The sequence below is a fragment of the Pseudomonas sp. FG6 genome (assembly GCF_057809015.1).
On the sequence record NZ_JBMDJD010000008.1, the window covers coordinates 35,331 to 53,979 of the forward strand.

The following is an 18,649-nucleotide window of genomic DNA, read 5'->3' on the forward strand; positions in this document are numbered from 1 at the left end:
ACGGGCCCAGCGGTTTCTTCAAAACAGGCTCTGGACCTGCTCCAACACCGCACGGTTCATCTGGCCTGTGTGGGTGTGCAGGCTGACGTAGCTTTGCAGCATGTCCAACTTGGTGTTGAGCAAGTCCCGGCGGGCCTGGAACAGCCGCTGTTGCGCATCGAGGATGTCCACGGTCGAGCGTACGCCGCCCTGGAAACCCTTTTGCGTTGAAATCAAGGCCCGCTGATTGGACTCCACGGCCCGCTGCATCGCCTTGCTCTTGGCAAACCCGGCGACGACGCCCAGGTAATCGGCCTCGATGTCCTCGGCCAGTTGCTGGCGTTGCACATCGTAGTCCGACTGGGCACCGGCCAGCTGTGCTTCGGCCTTCGCCACCGAGGCACGTGTCCCGCCACCGCGATAGAGCGGGATATCCAATTGGACGCCAACGTAGTAGCTCTCCTGGCGCGGATCGAGCGCCTCGTACTGGCGGGTTTCGCGACGGGTCAATTGGGTGGTCAACGACAACGTCGGATAATGCCCGGCACGCTGGCTGTCGGCCTGCGCCTCGGCGACTTTCACCGCCGCCAGCCGTGACGCCAACTCGGGGCTGGCGTCACGGGCAATCGCGGTCCAGTACGGCAAATCCTGTTCCGGCGCAATCGGGCTGGCGGCGGCGAGTTCCTCGCGCATCGGCTGGATGTCGTCGATGGGCACACTGGCGCGGCCGGATAACGCGCGCAACGCCGCGGTACGACGGGCCAGGGCTTCGGCCTCCTGGGCCTCCACCAGATCGAGCCGCGCCTGGGCTTCATCGATGTCGGTGATCGCCCCCTGCCCACCTTGATACAGCTTCTTGCTCTGCGTCACCAAGCCATTGATGACGACTTTCTGCTGGGCGATCAGCTTGATCTCATTCTCGGCGCGGGCGACGTCGAAGTAGCCCTTGGCAACCCGGTCATACAGGGTCTGGCCGGCGACGTCGAACAGCTGGTTACCCAACTGCCCCCGCGCCTTGCCCTCTTGAAATGCCGCCCAGCGGGCCTTGTCGTACAGCGGTTGCTGGGCCGCCAGGGTGACACTGTTGGCCTGATAGTCGTTGCTGTTGACGTAGCTGCGGTCGTCACCGCCATCGGTACGCCCGCCATAGCCATAGCGCGATGTCAGCGACACTTGCGGATAGAGCCCCGCGCGACCGATCGCTTCTTCGTGCCGCGATGCCTCAAAGGCATGGGTAGCCGATTGCAGGGTCGGATCGTTGAGGCGCGAAGCGTCGTAGGCGGCGATCAGGCTCAAGCCGGAATCGGCGCCCCAGGCCGGGCCGATTACCGCCCAACCGGTGCACAGCCCCAGGAGCACGCGCAAGCTGTAGCGATAACGGTCGGTCATGCTCATTCCTCCTTGAAGGCGGCCAGCAAGCGTTCGCGCAGGGGTTTCATCAGGTAGTTCATCAGGGTCCGCTCGCCGGTCACCACCGTCACGTCGGCGAGCATGCCGGGACGCACCAGCAACCCGGACGCCTGCAGCGAGGCGACAGTGTCCGAGGCGATCTCGACCTTGGCCGAGAAGTACGGCCGATGCGTCTGTTCATCGATCAGTTGGTCCGCCGACACCGTCGTCACCGTGCCGGTAACCGTGGGCGTGTCCACCCGCTGCAGGGCGGTGAAATGCACATGCACGGGCAGGCCCGGGTGCAGCTTGTTGGCCATCAGCGGCTCGAAACGCGCGGTGATTGCCATCGGCGCATCCAGCGGCACCACCTGCATCAGCGTCTGGCCGGCCTGCGTCACGCCACCGACCGTGTGAATGCTCATGTCCATGACTTGCCCGGCGACCGGCGCACGAATCGCCCCGTTGTCGACCTCGAACTGCAAGGCACGGATCTGGTCGGCATACCCGGCGGCCTCGGCAGACACCTCGCTGAGCTGGGTTTCGGCGTCGCGACGAAACTCCTGTTGCGCCTGCAACGCCTTGAGCCGGCTTTCGTTGATGGCCTGGCGAGTCCGCCCCACGTCCCCTACCCCGGAGGCGATCTGCCCGGCCAGTTGCGCGGCGTTGCGCTCGGCCTCGAAGAGTTTGTTGCGCGGGACATAGCCTTCACGGGCCAACTCGCGCAAGCCTTCGAGTTCCTGCTGCTGGAAGCGCATCTGCGCATCGTAGTTGCGCTTGACCCCTTCGTAGCCGAGCAACTGCTGCTGCAACGCGGCGGCTTCGTGTTCGATGATCTGCAAGCGGCTGCCCAGCTCTGCCCGCCGGGTGACGAACAACTGGCTCTGCAAGGCCATCGCGGACTTGACCCGTGGCTCGTCGGCGCGCTCCAGCAATTGCGCGGGCCATTGGATTTCATCGCTGCCCAGCCGCTCGGCGATCAAGCGCGCCTCGACGCTGCGGTCGTTGAGCAACTTGCCCAGGGTCACATCCAGTTGCGACTGCGCTTGCACGGTGTTGAGCTGCACCAGCAACTGCCCCTGGCGGACGCGGTCGCCATCGCTGACCAGCAGTTTTTCCACCACGCCGCCGACCAGCGACTGCACCGCCTTGCGCTCGCCGGCCACCACCACCGTGCCGCTGCCCACCACCCCTTGGTCCAGCGGCGCCAGGCAGGCCCAAAGCAGAAAGCCGCCCAACGTCAGGACCAAAAATCCGATGCCATAGCGCGCAGCGCCACGGGCGTCGGTATTGGCGCCGGGCAGCACCGCGCTGCCGCGCAGGCTCAGGCCCTGTTCGCCGTAGGCGGATCCTGGGGTCAAGTCATGCATCTTTGCCAGCCTCCCTGACGGCGGCCGGCCGAGGCCCTGGCATCAAGGCCTTGAGCACCCGCTCGCGTGGGCCGAACGCTTGTTGAACCCCGTCCTTGAGCACCAGGATGTGATCGACAACCGCCAGCACGCTGGGGCGATGGGTGATCAGCACCACCGTGCTGCCCGCGTCCTTGAGGGCGCTGATGGCGTGCACCAGCGCCAGCTCTCCCACTTCATCGAGGTTGGAGTTGGGCTCATCGAGCACGATCAGCGCCGGGCGTCCGTAGAGCGCGCGGGCCAGGCCGAGTCGCTGCTTCTGCCCGCCGGAAAGGCCGAGTCCGCCAGGACCCAGCGGTGTGTCATAGCCCTTGGGAAAACGCAGGATCATTTCGTGGATGCCCGCATGACGCGCCGCCGCGATGATCTTGTCGGGGTCCTGTTCGCCGAAGCGGGCAATGTTGTCGGCCACACTGCCATCGAACAGTTCGATGTCCTGGGGCAAGTAGCCCAGGTGCGGCCCCAAGGCATCGTGGGACCACTGGCCGATCTCGGCATCGTCCAGGCGCACCGACCCGCCCAGGGCCGGCCAGACCCCGACCAGCGCCCGCGCCAATGTCGACTTGCCGCTGGCGCTGGGGCCGACGACGGCCAGCACATCGCCCTTGGACAGGCTGAACTGGATGCCCCGCAGGATCGGCTGCGTGGCCCCGGGCGGGCCGACGTACAACGACTCCAGGCGCACCGCGCCGGTGGGCGGTGGCAACGGCATACGCAGCCGTTCACGGGGATGCTGGGCGAGCAATTGGCTCAGGCGCAGGTAACTCTGGCGTCCGGAATTGAACTGCTTCCACGAACCGATGGCGATCTCCACGGGCGCCAGGGCCCGCCCCAGCAACAGCGACATCGCGATCATCATGCCCGCCGACAGTTGTCCTTCGAGCACCAGCAGCGCCCCCAGGCCCAGGGACAACGACTGGCCGCTGATGCGCACGAAGCGCGTGGCCGAGGTGATACGAGCGCCGCGGTCACTGGCGTGGGCCTGGGCGGCAATGATGCGTTGTTGCAGCAGGCTCCAGCGCTGACGCAACGGCCCCAGCATGCCCAGGGCCTGGATGACTTCGGCGTTGTGCAGCGTGCCGTTGACATAGATCGACGACTGCACGCCCAGGCGATTGGCTTCGCCCAGGCGCGTGCGGGTCGCCAGTTCGCCCCACAGCGCCAGGCCGATCAGCACCAGGGCCAGCAGCAGCGTCAACACGCCGAACCAGGGGTGGAAGACGAACGCGACCAACAGGAAGATCGGCAACCACGGCGCGTCGAGCAAGGCGATCAGGCCCTGGCCGGTGATCAGTTGCCGCAGCGTCGCCAGGTCGGTCAACACCTGGGCCGGGTTGGCATTGTGTTCGCGCAGACTGCGGGCGAAGGCCGCGTCGAAGATGCGCTCGCCCAGGGCTTCGTCGAGCCCCGCGCTCATGCGGATCATCACTTCGCCGCGTACCCACTCGATCAAGGCGCTGAGCATGAACAGGCCCAGGGCGATCAGCGTGAGCATGAACAGGGTGGTTTCGTTGCGGCTGGTCAGGACCCGGTCGTAGACCTGCATCATGTAGAGCGAAGGCACCAGCACCAGGAGATTGATCACGCCACTGAACAGTGCCAGCGACCAGAACACCCGTCGGTAACTCAATAAAGCGGCATCGATGTCGTGACGCGGATCGAGAAGCAGTGCCATAGAAGGTCGCCCGCAAAAGGAAAGTCGGTCCCAAGACGCAATCCATCGCGAGCTTCGTGCCCCAAGGCAACGGGGAAAACATAACGTAGCCTGACGTGCCGCTATCAGAGACGTTCCTCGTCGCTACAGGCGCAGATTACTGACCACGCAACCACGGGTTAGTGCCGGTTCGACCGGCTGGGTTTCGATGTGGGTGACCAGCGGATGTGCCGCGCTGCAAGGCCAGGGTTTTCAAGGCTTGAACGGGCCTTCGGGGAGGGTTTGTTGGCGCCAGGAACCTGGCGCCAACCGGGGAAAAATGCGTGGCAATCAGCCGAGGGAAACCGCGCCTTTGGCCTGCGGATGCTGACGCGATGTCAGCAGGCCGATCAGGGAAATCGCCAGTGCCAGGCCCAGGGTCGAACTCACCTCGCTGCGGTGCTCGGGCGTCACCAACATGACCGCCAGGGCCGTGCAGATGAACGCGATGACCAACCAGGTGAGCCACGGGAACAGCCACATGCGAAACGGCAGTTCGACGTTCTGGCGACGCAGCATCCGGCGCATGCGCAATTGGGAGATGGCAATTACCAAGTACACCAGCAAGGCAATGGCGCCGGAAGTGGCGAGCAGGAATTCGAACAGCCCGGCCGGCATGAAGAAGCTGAACAGAGTGATCCCAAGCCCCAGCACCGTACTGGCAATCACCGCGCCCCTTGGCACACCGACCGACGACGTCACCTGCACGGCCTTTGGTGCCTCGCCACGCCGCGCCAGGGAATAGAGCATGCGCGAGGCGATGTAGATCGAGGAGTTCAGGCAACTGGCCACGGCGATCAGCACCACCACATCCACCATGAACTTGGCGTGGGGAATCTGCATCAGTTCCAGCGCCCGTTGGTAGGACCCCACGGAAGCCAGGAGTGGATCGTTCCAGGGCACCACCGAAATGACCACGAAGATCGACACCAGGTAGAACACGCCGATACGCCAGAGCACCGAACGCGTCGCCTTGGCGATGTTCTTCGCCGGGTTGTCGGATTCGGCCGCAGCGATGGTCACCGCTTCGATGCCGATGAAGCTGAACATGATGGTGATGAACGCACCGACCACCGCCGACAGGCCATTGGGGGCGAACCCGCCATGCTCTTCCATCAAGCGACTGAGGCCGCTGACTTCACGGTCAGGGATCCACCCCATCAGCACGCAGAAACCCAGGACAATGAAGCCAATGATCGCCACGACCTTGGCCATCGCGAACCAGAATTCGAATTCGCCGTACTTGGACACGCTAAACAGGTTCGTCACCGCCAGCGCAATGATGGAGCCCGAGGCGAACACCCAGGCGTCAATGGAGGGAAACCACTGGTTCAACACGTGACCGGCGGCCAGGGCTTCGATAGGAATCACCAGGACCCAGAACCACCAGTAGAGCCAGCCGATGGTAAAGCCTGCCCAGCGCCCGATGGCCTGGTCGGCGTAGGTGGAAAACGAGCCGGTGTCCGGATTGACCACCGCCATCTCGCCCAGCATGCGCATGACGAGCACTACCAACAGGCCGGAGAACAGATAGGCCAGTAAAACCGCGGGGCCCGCTGCGGCAATCGCATGCCCCGACCCGACAAACAACCCGGCGCCGATGATCCCGGCAATGGACAACATGGTGACGTGACGAGGCTTGAAGCCCTGTGCCAGATGGCCGTTCGAATCCTTGAAACTGGGGCTGGTCATATTTTTATTCTCTTGTAATGGTATTAAGGCGTGCCGGGGGATCGTCGGGATAACCATTCGCCGCCCTCCTGAAAGCAGCACACCCGTCTGTTCCTGTTCCACCCCTCACGACTTGGACACGGTGAAAAGATCCGCCACGTTACCTGTCTTCCCTCTCGAGTTAGTTACCTGTATGCGCCATCCTGTTACCTGATTTCGCCAGTTGCGGGATGGCCTTTTGCCCAGGCTAGACACCTGCGCAGCACCCGGGTGTTAGGCCCCGTGGCGAGGGAGCTTGCTCCCGCTCGGCCGGTCCGACGTCTCGGGCGAAGCAGGCGCAAAACCAGGCAATGCGCTTAGCCTGAAACCATGTAGGGGGCCTGCTCCGCAGCCGAGCGGGAGCAAGCTCCCTCGCCACGGGGGTGAACGAGGTCCAGCTGACAACGAAAGTCTTAAGCTAATAACTTAAAGTTATTTTTTCTCTGTTTTTTATATCCATTAGATTAAGCCTTAAATCGAAAAGCCACCTGGGTGTCGTCATCAAGAAACCCGGGCACGCCCCTCCTCAATCACGGCAACTCTCATAAACGGGCCACCGTCATGCAGCTTCTGACACTTCCTCCCTCTCCCGGCCTGGCGACGTCGATCCGTGCCACCGCCCAGGTTTTTGAAGACCCGACCTCCCGCGCCTTGCTGGCCCATCTGCAGCAAGTCGCCCCCAGCGAAGCCAGCGTGCTGATCATCGGCCAGACCGGTACCGGCAAGGAGCTGGTGGCACGGCATGTACACAACCTCAGCGCCCGTCGCGACAAGCCGTTCGTTGCGGTCAATTGCGGGGCGTTTTCCGAGACGCTGGTGGAGGCCGAATTGTTCGGCCATGAAAAAGGCGCGTTCACCGGTGCATTGACGACCAAGGCCGGCTGGTTCGAAGAGGCTGACGGCGGCACGCTGTTTCTCGATGAAATCGGCGATCTGCCGTTGCCGATCCAGGTCAAGCTGCTACGGGTATTGCAGGAGCGCGAAGTGGTGCGGCTTGGCTCACGCAAGAGCATCAAGATCAACGTGCGCGTGCTGGCCGCCACCAACGTGCAGCTGGAAAAAGCCATCAACGCCGGTCACTTTCGCGAGGACCTGTACTACCGCCTCAACGTCGTCAGCCTGGTGCTCAAGCCCCTGCGCGAACGCCCCGGCGACATCCTGCCGCTGATCCGCCACTTCATCGCCGAGTACAGCCGCAGGCTCGGTCAGGGCGAGGTCCGGCTGGACGCCCAGGCGCAGCGCAAATTGCTCGACTATTCCTGGCCCGGCAACATCCGTGAACTGGAAAACGTCATCCATCACACCCTGTTGATCTGCCGCAACAGCGTCATCGGTGAACAAGACCTGCACCTGTCGAGCTTTCGCATCGAGCGCCAGGACAACCCGCAAGACAGCGTCTCGCACAGCGCCGAAGCCTTGTTGCAAAAGGCCTTTGAGAAGCTGCTCGAACAGGAACATGGAGACCTCTATGAGAAAGTCGAAGCCCAGCTGTTGCGTGCGGTCTACCGACACGCCCATTGCAATCAGGTCCACACCGCCAGCCTGTTGGGACTGAGCCGCAACGTCACCCGCACATTGCTGATCAAGATCGGCGAACTGGTAGTCAACAAGCGCCGCCCGGCGCTGAGTACCCGGGACGGACAGGTGCTCAATCTCTCAACCTGACTCCAAACACCCACCTGTGGCGAGGGAGCTTGCTCCCGCTGGCCTGCGAAGCAGGCCCCCAAGCCAGTCAACGCCGTAGAGCAGCTTGATTGCATTCAGCTCATTAGGGGTGCTTCGCACCCCAGCGGGAGCAAGCTCCCTCGTCACAAAAGCGATTCGGAACTCATGATGAGAAGCGCTGTGCTTCAAGCCCGGCGCCCTGCTCGCCCCTCGTCCCTGCGCCCAGGTAGAAATCCTGTAGATCGCCCCGTGCCGCCAGTTGCTCGGCGCGGCCTTCGCTGACCACGCGGCCGCTCTCCAGCACGTAGCCATAGTGGGCGTAACGCAGGGCGACATGGATGTTCTGTTCGGCGATCAGGAAGCTGACACCCTCGCGCCGATTGAGCTGGTGGACAATCTCGAAAATCTCCTCGACGATCTGCGGAGCCAGGCCCATGGACGGCTCGTCCAGCAGCACCAGTCGCGGCCTGGCCATCAACGCCCGGCCTATCGCGATCATCTGCTGCTCGCCACCGGAGGTGTAGCCGGCCAGGCTTTTGCGGCGCAATTTCAAGCGGGGAAAGTGTGCATACACCGACTCCAGGTCTGCCAGGAGTTGGCGCCGTGGCACCTGGCGCGCAAGGGCACCGGCCAACAGGTTCTGCTCCACGCTCAACTGCGCAAAGCAATGCCGGCCTTCGAGCACTTGCACCAGGCCGTTCGCCGCCAGGGTATGGGGCGCGCTGTGGGTCACCTCCTCGCCCTGATAGACAATGCGCCCGCGCACCACTTCGCCCCGTTCGGCGCGGACCAGGTTGGACACCGCTTTCAAGGTGGTGCTCTTCCCCGCGCCGTTGGCCCCCAGCAACACCACGACCTGTCCTTTTTCCACGCTCAGCGACACGCTGCGCACCGCCAGGACGGCTTGTTCATACAGGACTTCAATATCGTCGACTTGCAGGATCGGCCCATTCGTCATGCTCTATCGCCTCTTCGAAAAATGGCGACCGGGGTCACGCGCCGGTCGCCGCAATGCCTCAGGATTCCTGGCTGCAATCACGCGGGGTAATACCCTTCTCCCGGGCGTACTGATGCGAGGAAGCTTCGATGATCGGGCGCAACAAGGCGCGGTCGGCCTGGACCCAATCACTGATCAGCTTCCACTGCGTGCCGTCCCATTGCTGGAAGCGCACCGCACCGCCGCCTTCATGGTCCGCGCACGACAACTGCAACGGCTGCACCAGGCCCAGCGCCCCCAATTGCTTGAGGCGGGCGTCGTCGAGCTTGAGGTGCTCGAAGCCCCAGCGCACCTGCTCGCCGGTCAGGGGCTTGTCACCGAACTTCTGCTGGGCAATGCGCAAGGCTTCGACATTGAGGATGCCGTTGACCACCCCGAGGTTGTAATACACGGTGCCGAAACGCTTGGGATCGGCCAGGTCGCCCTTGCCGGCGTCGACTACTTGCTGCTTGATGCCCTGCAACACCGGGAAATCGGTGCCCGAGGGGTGCGTGGTGATGGCGATGAAGCCCTTGGCCGCCGCGCCGGCCGGCGCGGCATCGTCTTCGGAATTGCTCCAGATGTTGCCGATGATATGGTCGGCCGGGAAGCCGACTTTCTGCGCGGTTTTCAGCGCCACCGGGTTCATCACGCCCCAGCCGCGCAGGATCACCCAGTCAGGTTTTTCCCGGCGGATGTTCAGCCATTGCGACTGCTGCTCGTTGCCTGGATGGGGCACTTCCAGCAGCGTCAATGCAAAGCCGTACCGGTTGGCCAGGGTCTGCAAGACCTCGTTGGTTTCCTTGCCGTAGGGCGAGCCGTGGTACAGGGTGACGATCTTCAGGCCCTTGAGCTTGTCCAGTCCGCCGGCACGCTGGCCGATGTAGTTGACGATCGCCGACACTTCCGAATACGGGTTCAACTGCAACGGGAAGACGTAGGGAAACACGCTGCCGTCGGTGGAGTCCGTGCGGCCGTGGTTGATGGTGATCAGCGGCAGCTTGTCGGCGGTCGAACGCTCCAGCGTGGCGTAGGCAATGCCCACCGACAGCGGATTGGTGGCCGCCGCCGGTGCGCCGTTCAAGCCCTTCTTCAGGCGCTCATAGCACTCCACGCCTTTTTCCACCACGTATTCGGTCTCGCACTCGCTCCACGTCAACTTGACGCCGTTCACGCCGCCGTTGGCGTTGACGTATTTGAGGTAGTCGATAAAGCCCCCGAAAAAGCCCGTCCCGCCGGCCGCATAAGGGCCGACGCGATAGCTTTGCAGCGGGAAGTACTGTTCGTTGTCCGCGTGGGCGGTGAAGGCCCCGGCGGTAAGGCTCAGCGCCAACACCAGGCGGCTGGCGAATGATCGTTTGGACATGGATTTTCCTTGGTATGAGGCCAGTGGTAAGCCAACGGAGTGGAACGGCAAACCCGCGTTTCTTGCGGTTCGCTCAGTAGCGCAACGGCCAGAGCCGTGCGCGCTGGCAAAATCTCTGCCAGAGGCGTGCAAGGCCCTCTGGCTCCTTGATCAGGAACAGGATGATCAGCGCGCCGAAAATCATCTTCTGCAGGTTTTCCACCTGGCCGGCGTCAACCAGCCCGCCGGGCAGCAGCGCCACCAGGTTCGAGAGCAGGACCGGAAACAGAACGATGAAGGCCGCGCCGAGGAAGTTGCCCAGCAGGCTGCCGAGGCCGCCGATAATGATGATGAACAGGATCTGGAACGACCGGTTGAGATCGAAGCCGTGGGGCTCCACCGTCCCCAGGTAAGCGAAGGCCCAGAGCGCACCCGCCACCCCGAGGAAAAAACCGCTGATGGCGAAGGCCAGCAGCTTGGTTTTCGCCAGGGCGATGCCGATCACGGCGGCAGCGGTGTCCATGTCGCGCACCGCCATCCAGTTGCGCCCCAATTCGCTGCGCACCAGGTTTTTGCCCAGCCAGAACAGCGCCACCACGACCGACAGGGTCAGCAGATAGCGCCCGACCGGCGCATCCAGGTTCACCCCGAACACCTCCAGGCGCGGCGCGCTGATCACGCCTGACGCGCTGTCATGGGAAAACCAACTGAACCGGGTCAGTGCCCAAGTCACGAAGAACTGCGCCGCCAGGGTCGACACCAGCAAGTAGAAGCCCTTGATGCGCAGGCTCGGCAGGCCGAACAACGCCGCCACCAGCGCCGCCGCCAACCCGCCCAGGGCGATACTGACCAGCAACGGCAAGCCGGTTACCCGCACTTCGAGGTTGTAAGTGGCAAAGGCCCCCACCGCCATGAATGCCGCCGAACCGAGCGACAGTTGCCCGGCATAACCAGTGAGCACGTTGAGCCCCAAACCGGCCAGGGACAGCACCAGGAACGGAATAAGGATCGCGCTGAACCAATAGTCGTTCCCCAGCCACGGCACCGCGACGAAGGCAAACAGCAGCAACGCGGCCAGCCCCTGGCGATCCTGGCGCAAGGCGAAGACCCGGCGGTCCTCGGCGTAGCGTGTGTTGAACTGGCCGGTTTCTCGATAAAACATGGTGCTTGCCCTCCTAAACCCGTTCGATGGCGCGTTCGCCAAACAGCCCCGCCGGACGCACCAGCAAGAACAGCAGCGCCAGCCCATAGGGAAACCAGTTTTCGATGCCGCTGCCGATGAAGGGCCCGAGGTAGACCTCCGCCAACTTCTCCGAAGCGCCGATGATCAAGCCGCCGACAATCGCGCCGCTGATGGAGGTGAAGCCGCCAATGATCAGCACCGGCAAGGCCTTGAGCACCACCAGCGAGAGGGAAAACTGCACCCCCAGGCGAGCGCCCCAGAGCAGGCCGGCGACCAGCCCGACAAACCCCGCCACGGCCCACACCACCACCCAGACTCGCTGCAAGCGGATGCCCACCGCCAGCGCCGCCAGCGGATCATCGGCCACCGCCCGCAACGACAGCCCGAGCCGGGTCTTGTTGAACAGCCAGGACAACAGCAGCACCAGGACCGCCGCCGTCAGCGCGGCGAAAATATCGAACTGCGACAGCAGCATCCCGCCCAGCTCCAACGGTTCGTCGCTGATGCCCAGCTCCAGCCCATGCACCTGGGCGCCCCACAGCGCCTGGGCGAACCCTTCGATGACGTAGGACAGCCCGAGGGTGGCCATGAACAGCGTGATGGGCGAGCGGTTGACCAGCGGGCGCAGCACCACGCGCTCCACCAGCACCGCCACCAGCAGCATCGCCGCCAGGCTGATGAGAAACGCCAGCCAGAACGGCACTCCACGTTCCAGCAGGCTGACGAAGGTCAGCGCCGAAAACAGCACCATCGCGCCCTGGGCAAAATTGAACACGCCGGAGGCCTTGTAGATCAGCACAAAACCGATGGCCACCAGCGCGTACATCACCCCTGCCAGCAACCCGCCAATCAATACTTCAAAGAAAAATTCCATCGCTGTTCCTAATGCTGTGCAGTCCGTACGAACGAGGATCCTGTGGCGAGGGAGCTTGCTCCCGCTTGAGTGCGTAGCACTCACAAGAAGGGCCGCTACGCAGCCCAGCGGGAGCAAGCTCCCTCGCCACGGGTTTGGCGTCTGCCTTAACTGAGCAGAATTCCATGCCTGTTCCTGTTCTGCGGGCGCAACTTGGCTACCCGCCCTGTGGGGAAGGCAGCGCTTCTCCAATGTCAGTGGCGAGTCCCCAGGTAAGCCGCAATGACCTCGGGGTTTTGCCGTACGTATTCGGGCGCGCCGTCGCCGATCTTGCGACCGTAGTCGAGCACCACCACGTGGTCGCTGATGTCCATCACCACGCCGATGTCATGCTCGATCAACACCACGGTGGTGCCCAGTTCCCGATTGATGTCGACGATGAAGCGGCTCATCTGCTGCTTTTCCTCGGCGTTCATTCCGGCCATGGGTTCGTCCAGCAGCAATAGCCGAGGCTCCGCGGCCAAGGCACGGGCCAGCTCCACGCGTTTCTGCAAGCCATAGGGCAGCGTGCCCACCAGGACGTCGCGCCAGGGTTGCAGGTGCAGGAACGCCATGACTCGCTCGGCCGCTTCGCGCTGGAGGTCATCCTCGGCGCGTGCTCGACCGACCCGCAGTGCCTGCTCGATCCAACTGCTGCGACGCTTGAGGTTGCGCCCGGTGAGCACGTTGTCGAGCACGCTCATGCCCTTGAACAGCGCGATGTTCTGGAAGGTGCGGGCGATGCCGCGTACCGCCACGTCATGGGGGCGCATCCGGCGCCGCTCCTGGCGGTCAAACCGGATACGCCCCTCCTGGGCCCGGTACACCCCACTGATGACATTCAGCAGCGAACTCTTGCCGGCACCGTTGGGGCCGATCAAGGCGCAGATCTCACCGGTGGCGACGCGAAAGCTGATGTCCGTGACCGCTTTGACGCCTTTGAATGACAGCGAAATATGTTCCAGTTCCAGCAGGTGCGCGGTGGTCACTTCGGGCATGGTGCGTCTCCTCTCAGGCCAGTTGCGACTGGCGCCCGGTCCAGTCATTGACGGTTTGCTCCACGGGAAGAATCGGCACATCCCACTGGGCCGAATCACTCCACTGGCGAACCTGGATACCCAGCGCCTGGAAAAATACCTGGGCCTCGGGCGACAAGGCATCGCCCACCAACAACGGCGCGCGGGTCCGGGAAAAACCCAGCACATCGCGCAGGGGCCGGCGAACCAGCCAATGGCCCACGTAGCGCTGCAACAGTCCTGGTTGCGCCGCCAGCGCCCACTCCACTAACCCGCGCGACCAACCGCCCGGTTCCGGCAAACGCTCCAGCGCATAACGGTGCAAGCGTTCGTAGGTTTCACGGGTACCGGCCACCAGGGTTGGCCCCAACTCGCGCCGGTCGCGATCACGGGTCGCCAGGTTCTCGGGAAAGTTCAGGCGAAAACCGACAATCAGCCAGGGTGCGAGCAGGTAGCGGGCCTGTCCGCCCGAAGCAAAAGCCCGCGCGGCCAGGGCCTCTTCCTGGCGGCCCAAGCCTTCGCGCACCACCAATCGCTGGCCTTCCTGCAACAGCTCGGAATGGCTGATGCGTTGCGCTTCAATCGCCTGTCCAGCCCCGCGATAAAAGACGAATGCCCCTTGCTGCGCAGGCCCTTGCGGCGGCAGTTCAGCGTGAGGTCGCTGGGTCAGTAGCGCGGTGTAATCCAGCGCCTGGTCAGCAACGACCGAGTCCCCCAGGCCACGCTTGTCGAGGTAAACCAGCACGCGCGGAGCCACTTGCGCGGCGCGCAGGCGCAGGATCTCCTCCAAGCCTTCGACCAGGACGAAATCCGGCTGCAAGGTGCCGAGCCGTTGCACTTGCCCGGCCGCAGCCTCCAGTGGATCGAACAGGCTCGCCACCCCGCCCAGCCACTGTGCCGCCAAGGCGGCAAGTAGCGCCTGCGGCCTCGGTCGGCTGATGATCGTCAGGGTCGCGCCCACCGAGAAACCGCGGGTTTGCAGGGCACTCGCCAAGCGCTGCACCTCGTCGGCCAGTTGCCCCCAGGTTTGCACTTGCCAGATGCCCAAATGCTTGTGGCGCAGCGCGACATCGGCGCTGTGCTGATGCGCCTGTCGCTGCAACCACTGGGGTAAGCTGGCCGGTTGCGTGTGGGGGATGCCGGTGAACGTGCCCATGCTGCCTCCCGCGCCTAAGCGACTGCCGCCGTTCTGACCGGGGCCTTGCGCTGTTCCAGCTCACGCACCAACGGCAAGACTTTGCGACCGAAGTACTCGACTTCCTCCTGGAAGTGCAGAAAGCCGGCGAGCACCAGATCCACCCCCACTGCCTTGAGCGCGACGATCCGTTCAGCAATCTGCTGCGGCGTGCCGATCAGGTTGGTCTTGAAGCCGTCGTTGTACTGCACCAGGTCTTCGAAGCTCGACTTGGCCCAGTTCCCCTCACCTTCCGGGCTGGCCTGGCCGGCCTGTTTCGCGGCAGCGCCAAATGCGTTGACGGCTTCGGGATCGGCCTTGTCGATAATCTGGGCGAGCACCGCCCGGGCCTCTTCCTCGGTGTCGCGGGCAATGACGAAGGCATTCACACCGACCTTGACCTTATGTTGGTTGGCCGCCGCTTTCGCCTGGATGTCATCGACCTGCGCCTTGACCCCTTCCACGGTGTTGCCGTTGGTGAAATACCAGTCCGACACCCTGGCCGCCATGTCCCGCGCTGCCCGGGAACTGCCGCCCTGGAAGATCTCCGGATGCTGCTGCAACGGTTTGGGCTTGAGGGTGTAATCGTGAAAGCGATAGAAGTCGCCACGGAACGTGAAGTTGTCGGTGGTCCAGATGCCCTTGAGCGCAGTGATGAACTCCTCGGAACGGCGATAGCGCTCATCGTGTTCCAGCCACGGTTCGCCAATGGCGGTGAACTCGCCCTTGAACCAGCCCGACACCACGTTGATCGCCACCCGGCCGTTGGTCAGTTGATCGATGGTCGCGATCTGCTTGGCCAGTACCGAAGGCGTCCAGGGGCCTGGCAACACGGCGGCAATGACTTTCAAGCGTGTTGTGGCGGCCAGCAACGCGTGACTGAACGCCACCGATTCGTGCTGGTACTCGGCACCGTAGCCGGCGGTGAACCGGATCTGGGTCAAGGCGTAGTCGAAACCCGCCTCTTCGGCGATCTGCGCCAGCTTGCGGTTGTAGTCGATGCCCCAGTCGGTGCGCTGCGCGATCTTGCTGACCACCAAACCTCCGCTGACGTTGGGCACCCAGTAGGCAAATTTGATCGGGTCCTGGCTCATGTCTGTACTTCCTCATGCTGGAAGACGCCACCTCAGCGTCTGCACAAGGCCCTCAGCAGCAACCGTGCCACTTAATTATTTGCTTTAAAATCAATTAGTTGAACAACATCTCAAGACAACCACTGTCCCGTGCCAGACAAGCTGTCGAGTCGCTGTTGCCCTGCCAACACCCGCCAGATCGCCCCTGCTGTTGCCTGGCGTACAGTCGCCCAGCACATTGTTCGCCGGAGCACAGGCGCGGCGCTCTCCGGCACTGTGCATCCCCCGAATTCAAAGGCCCACGGCAGCGGGCATGGACTGTGCAATGACCGTTGGACACCGCTCGACCTCTCGTCATCAGAAGGAACGTCACCATGACTGCACAGCAACAACACCTGCCGCCGGTCCTGTCCACCGGCACCGACTATGAAGCCTTGGCCCAACGATTCCGGCCGATCTTCGCGCGCATCCAGGCCGGCGCCCTGGAGCGCGAGCAAACCCGCAGCCTGCCCTTCGAACAAGTGAAGTGGCTCACCCAAGCCGGTTTTGGCGCAGTGCGTGTCCCCCTCGAATACGGCGGCGCCGGCGCCTCGTTGCCGCAGTTGTTGCAACTGCTGATCGAACTGGCCGAGGCCGACTCCAACCTGCCCCAGGCACTGCGCGGACATTTCGCCTTTGTCGAGGATCGCCTCAACGCACACGCCAGCAGCCCTCAGGACATCTGGTTCAAGCGCTTTGTCGAAGGTGAACTGGTGGGCAATGCCTGGACAGAAGTGGGCAGCGTGAAAATCGGCGAGGTCGGTACCCGGGTTTCCCGCCAAGGCGACAAATGGGTGGTCAACGGCACCAAGTACTACAGCACCGGCAGCATCTTCGCCGACTGGATCGATCTGTTCGCCCAGCGTGACGACAATGGCAACGATGTGATCGCCGCCGTGCGCGCACACCAACCAGGCATCAAGCAAAGCGATGACTGGGACGGTTTCGGCCAGCGCACCACCGGCAGCGGTACGTCGGTGTTCGAAAATGCGGTGGTCGAGGCCGAGAACCTCATCGACTTTGCCACCCGCTTCAAGTACCAGACCGCGTTCTATCAACTGGTCCTGCTGGCCGTACAGACCGGCGCCGGCCGTGCGGCGGTACGCGATTTCACCGAACAAGTGCGCAAGCGCACGCGGGTCTTCAGCACCGGCAATGCCAGCGAAGTGAGCCAGGACGTGCAAGTGCAGCAAGTGATCGGCAAGGCATCGAGCCAGGTCTATGCCGCCGAAGCCACCACCCTGCGCGCTGCCGGCGCCTCCCAACGCGCCTATGAAAGCCGCTTCGGCCAGGACACCGAGCAAGAACACACCGCCAACATCCTGGCCGAACTGGAATCGGCCCAAGCCCAGATCGTCATCTCCGACCTGGTGCTCCGCGCCACCAGCGATCTGTTCAACGCCCTTGGCGCCTCGGCCACCAGCACCGGCAAAACCCTCGACCGCCACTGGCGCAACGCCCGCACCGCCGCCTCCCACAACCCGCTGATCTACAAGGAACGTATCATCGGTGACTGGGAAATCAACGGGACCGAGCCGCCGTATGTCTGGCAGATTGGAGGGGGATCGAAACAGGCCTGAACGCATTGCCCGGCCTTGCAGGCCGGGCAAACTCTAAGACTTGAGTATCGTCTTGCCCCCCAGCGGTTTGTTTTTTCTATCGTAAAAAGAAACCGTGACCGCGTCCTTCTTGACGTCAATGATGGAAAAATTGTCATCGGAATAAACATCCGATTTCAGCGTAGCGACATAATCCTGCGGTTCGACGATCGATTTGACCGGACCGATGATGCACCCCGAAGCACTCATGTGCGGATAAGGCCAGAAAAACGACGAAGAAACGATTTGATAAACCCGAAAGGCCGGATCGCTTTGCGACGTCAGCTCAGCACAGAAGGAACAATGCACGTCGCCAGAAATGAAATAGACCTTCTTGATTTTTTCTTTCTTGATGAAGGACAGGATCACTTCGCGTTGTTCGGGATAGCCCATCCATTTATCGCCCGTTTCCGAGGTGAAATCCGGAAACATGGGGACCGAAGTGACCACGAACTTATAACTGCCTTTATTGGATTTCAGGTGACTGAGCAGTCCCTCCATCTGAACGTCGCTGATCATTTTCAACGGTCTTCCGGGTGCGGAACGTTCGGTTCGCGAGTCCATGAAAAACCAGTCGATCAACCCATCGGAAAAGCTGTACCACAGTTTGTTTGGCACCCCCTCTATTCGCGCATCGGAAGAAACCCCGTACAGGGGTGAATGACTGGCCTGGTAGGTCAGGTAGGCATGTATGGCGGCGGGATAAAGGGTTTTCCAATCAACGACGTCTGCATTGCTGGGCCAGTTGTCTTCGATTTCGTGATCGTCCAGGATCATGTAGGTCGGGTAGCGAGACATCAGCTCGCGAATGTTTGGCTGCTTGAAGGCCTGGCGGTAACGTTCGAAAAATTCGTTGATGCGTGTGTCCGGCGAGACAAAATTCAGGTCGTCCGCATAGATCTGGTCCCCCACCATGACAACGCCATCAAGCACGTTGGTTTCGGCATGCTTGAGGATGCTCTGGAACATCTTGTCGCCCCGGTCATCGAAAATGTTCAAGCCAAACAGCTTGAGCAAATAGCGGCAAGAGCCTGCAACGTAGGAGCGGCTGGCGGAACCTTTATCTTTTCCTGAGCGAAAACTGAATATCTTTTCAGGGAATACGAAGGTCGTGTCCGGAATGGACGAGAAACCTTCGAGTTCGGTGTCGAGAATGATCCAACCCACCTGGTATTCGTACTGTGTTTCTGCCTTCAATCCTTGCAAGACAAAAACCGCCGTCATGTCGAAGTTGGGCGACATCTTGTTGTGCAGGACGCCTTGCCACTGCCCATTCTTCTCACGCAATCGAAGGGCGCCAAAACAGCGATTGTAAGTGTCCGGCGTAGGTGCATCCAATGTCCCCCTGAACCAGAGCCGAGCGTGTTTGGAGTCGGTGTAGCCCACAATGGGACCGACCGTCGCGTCCTTTAACTGCATCGCTGCCTCCTGCTATCGAAAAGCGACTCGGCAACAGGAGTGATCAACGTTGGAAGACACGCACAAACATCCATGCTGAGCGCTCTGTA

Annotated in this window: 14 protein-coding genes; 2 read left to right on the top strand and 12 right to left on the bottom strand. The window is 62.5% G+C overall.

All coding sequences use genetic code 11. From position 1 onward, the window contains the following. Positions 1-18 precede the first annotated feature (18 nt). The 4 genes from ACODSJ_RS07195 to ACODSJ_RS07210 all read right to left on the bottom strand — a co-directional run bounded on the left by ACODSJ_RS07195 (position 19) and on the right by ACODSJ_RS07210 (position 6,162). Positions 19-1,368, bottom strand: coding sequence for a TolC family outer membrane protein (locus ACODSJ_RS07195; protein WP_489101055.1), 1,350 nt, complete (start codon positions 1,366-1,368; stop codon positions 19-21). Between the two features lie 2 nt (positions 1,369-1,370). After that, positions 1,371-2,738 (bottom strand): HlyD family type I secretion periplasmic adaptor subunit, encoded by a 1,368-nt coding sequence (locus tag ACODSJ_RS07200; protein ID WP_489101056.1) that lies wholly within the window; start codon positions 2,736-2,738, stop codon positions 1,371-1,373. Beyond that, a complete protein-coding gene (locus ACODSJ_RS07205; RefSeq protein WP_489101057.1) occupies positions 2,731-4,452 on the bottom strand; it encodes a type I secretion system permease/ATPase in 1,722 nt (573 codons plus the stop codon). The genes ACODSJ_RS07200 and ACODSJ_RS07205 overlap by 8 nt, the downstream gene beginning before the upstream one ends. Before the next feature lie 309 nt (positions 4,453-4,761). Next, positions 4,762-6,162, bottom strand: coding sequence for an amino acid permease (locus ACODSJ_RS07210; protein WP_489101058.1), 1,401 nt, complete (start codon positions 6,160-6,162; stop codon positions 4,762-4,764). Between the two features lie 579 nt (positions 6,163-6,741). Between ACODSJ_RS07210 and ACODSJ_RS07215 the strand changes: the two genes are divergently transcribed. Continuing rightward, a complete protein-coding gene (locus tag ACODSJ_RS07215) occupies positions 6,742-7,845 on the top strand; it encodes a sigma-54 interaction domain-containing protein (RefSeq protein ID WP_489101059.1) in 1,104 nt (367 codons plus the stop codon). Positions 7,846-8,008: 163 nt separating this feature from the next. Here ACODSJ_RS07215 and ACODSJ_RS07220 read toward each other — a convergent pair whose 3' ends face one another. The 7 genes from ACODSJ_RS07220 to sfnG form a co-directional block, all read right to left on the bottom strand. Further along, on the bottom strand, positions 8,009-8,803 hold the full coding sequence (locus ACODSJ_RS07220) for an ABC transporter ATP-binding protein (protein WP_489101060.1): 795 nt from the start codon (positions 8,801-8,803) through the stop codon (positions 8,009-8,011). Between the two features lie 58 nt (positions 8,804-8,861). Then, positions 8,862-10,187 (bottom strand): ABC transporter substrate-binding protein, encoded by a 1,326-nt coding sequence (locus tag ACODSJ_RS07225; RefSeq protein WP_489101061.1) that lies wholly within the window; start codon positions 10,185-10,187, stop codon positions 8,862-8,864. Between the two features lie 73 nt (positions 10,188-10,260). Next, on the bottom strand, positions 10,261-11,328 hold the full coding sequence (locus ACODSJ_RS07230; RefSeq protein WP_489101062.1) for a branched-chain amino acid ABC transporter permease: 1,068 nt from the start codon (positions 11,326-11,328) through the stop codon (positions 10,261-10,263). A gap of 13 nt (positions 11,329-11,341) precedes the next feature. Beyond that, the gene (locus ACODSJ_RS07235) at positions 11,342-12,223 is read right to left on the bottom strand and encodes a branched-chain amino acid ABC transporter permease (RefSeq protein ID WP_489101063.1); all 882 of its coding nucleotides are present in this window, start codon (positions 12,221-12,223) and stop codon (positions 11,342-11,344) included. A gap of 233 nt (positions 12,224-12,456) precedes the next feature. Then, a complete protein-coding gene (locus ACODSJ_RS07240) occupies positions 12,457-13,239 on the bottom strand; it encodes an ABC transporter ATP-binding protein (RefSeq protein WP_489101064.1) in 783 nt (260 codons plus the stop codon). Positions 13,240-13,252: 13 nt separating this feature from the next. Further along, the gene (locus ACODSJ_RS07245) at positions 13,253-14,413 is read right to left on the bottom strand and encodes an AMP-binding protein (protein ID WP_489101065.1); all 1,161 of its coding nucleotides are present in this window, start codon (positions 14,411-14,413) and stop codon (positions 13,253-13,255) included. A gap of 14 nt (positions 14,414-14,427) precedes the next feature. Next, positions 14,428-15,525 (bottom strand): dimethylsulfone monooxygenase SfnG, encoded by a 1,098-nt coding sequence (sfnG, locus tag ACODSJ_RS07250; RefSeq protein WP_489101066.1) that lies wholly within the window; start codon positions 15,523-15,525, stop codon positions 14,428-14,430. Between the two features lie 353 nt (positions 15,526-15,878). On the opposite strand from sfnG, the gene ACODSJ_RS07255 reads away from it, so the two are divergent. Then, entirely contained in the window at positions 15,879-17,123 is a 1,245-nt protein-coding gene (locus ACODSJ_RS07255; protein WP_489101067.1) for an acyl-CoA dehydrogenase family protein, read from the top strand. 33 nt (positions 17,124-17,156) lie between these two features. Here ACODSJ_RS07255 and ACODSJ_RS07260 read toward each other — a convergent pair whose 3' ends face one another. Continuing rightward, a complete protein-coding gene (locus ACODSJ_RS07260; protein WP_489101068.1) occupies positions 17,157-18,560 on the bottom strand; it encodes an alkaline phosphatase D family protein in 1,404 nt (467 codons plus the stop codon). Positions 18,561-18,649 lie beyond the last annotated feature (89 nt).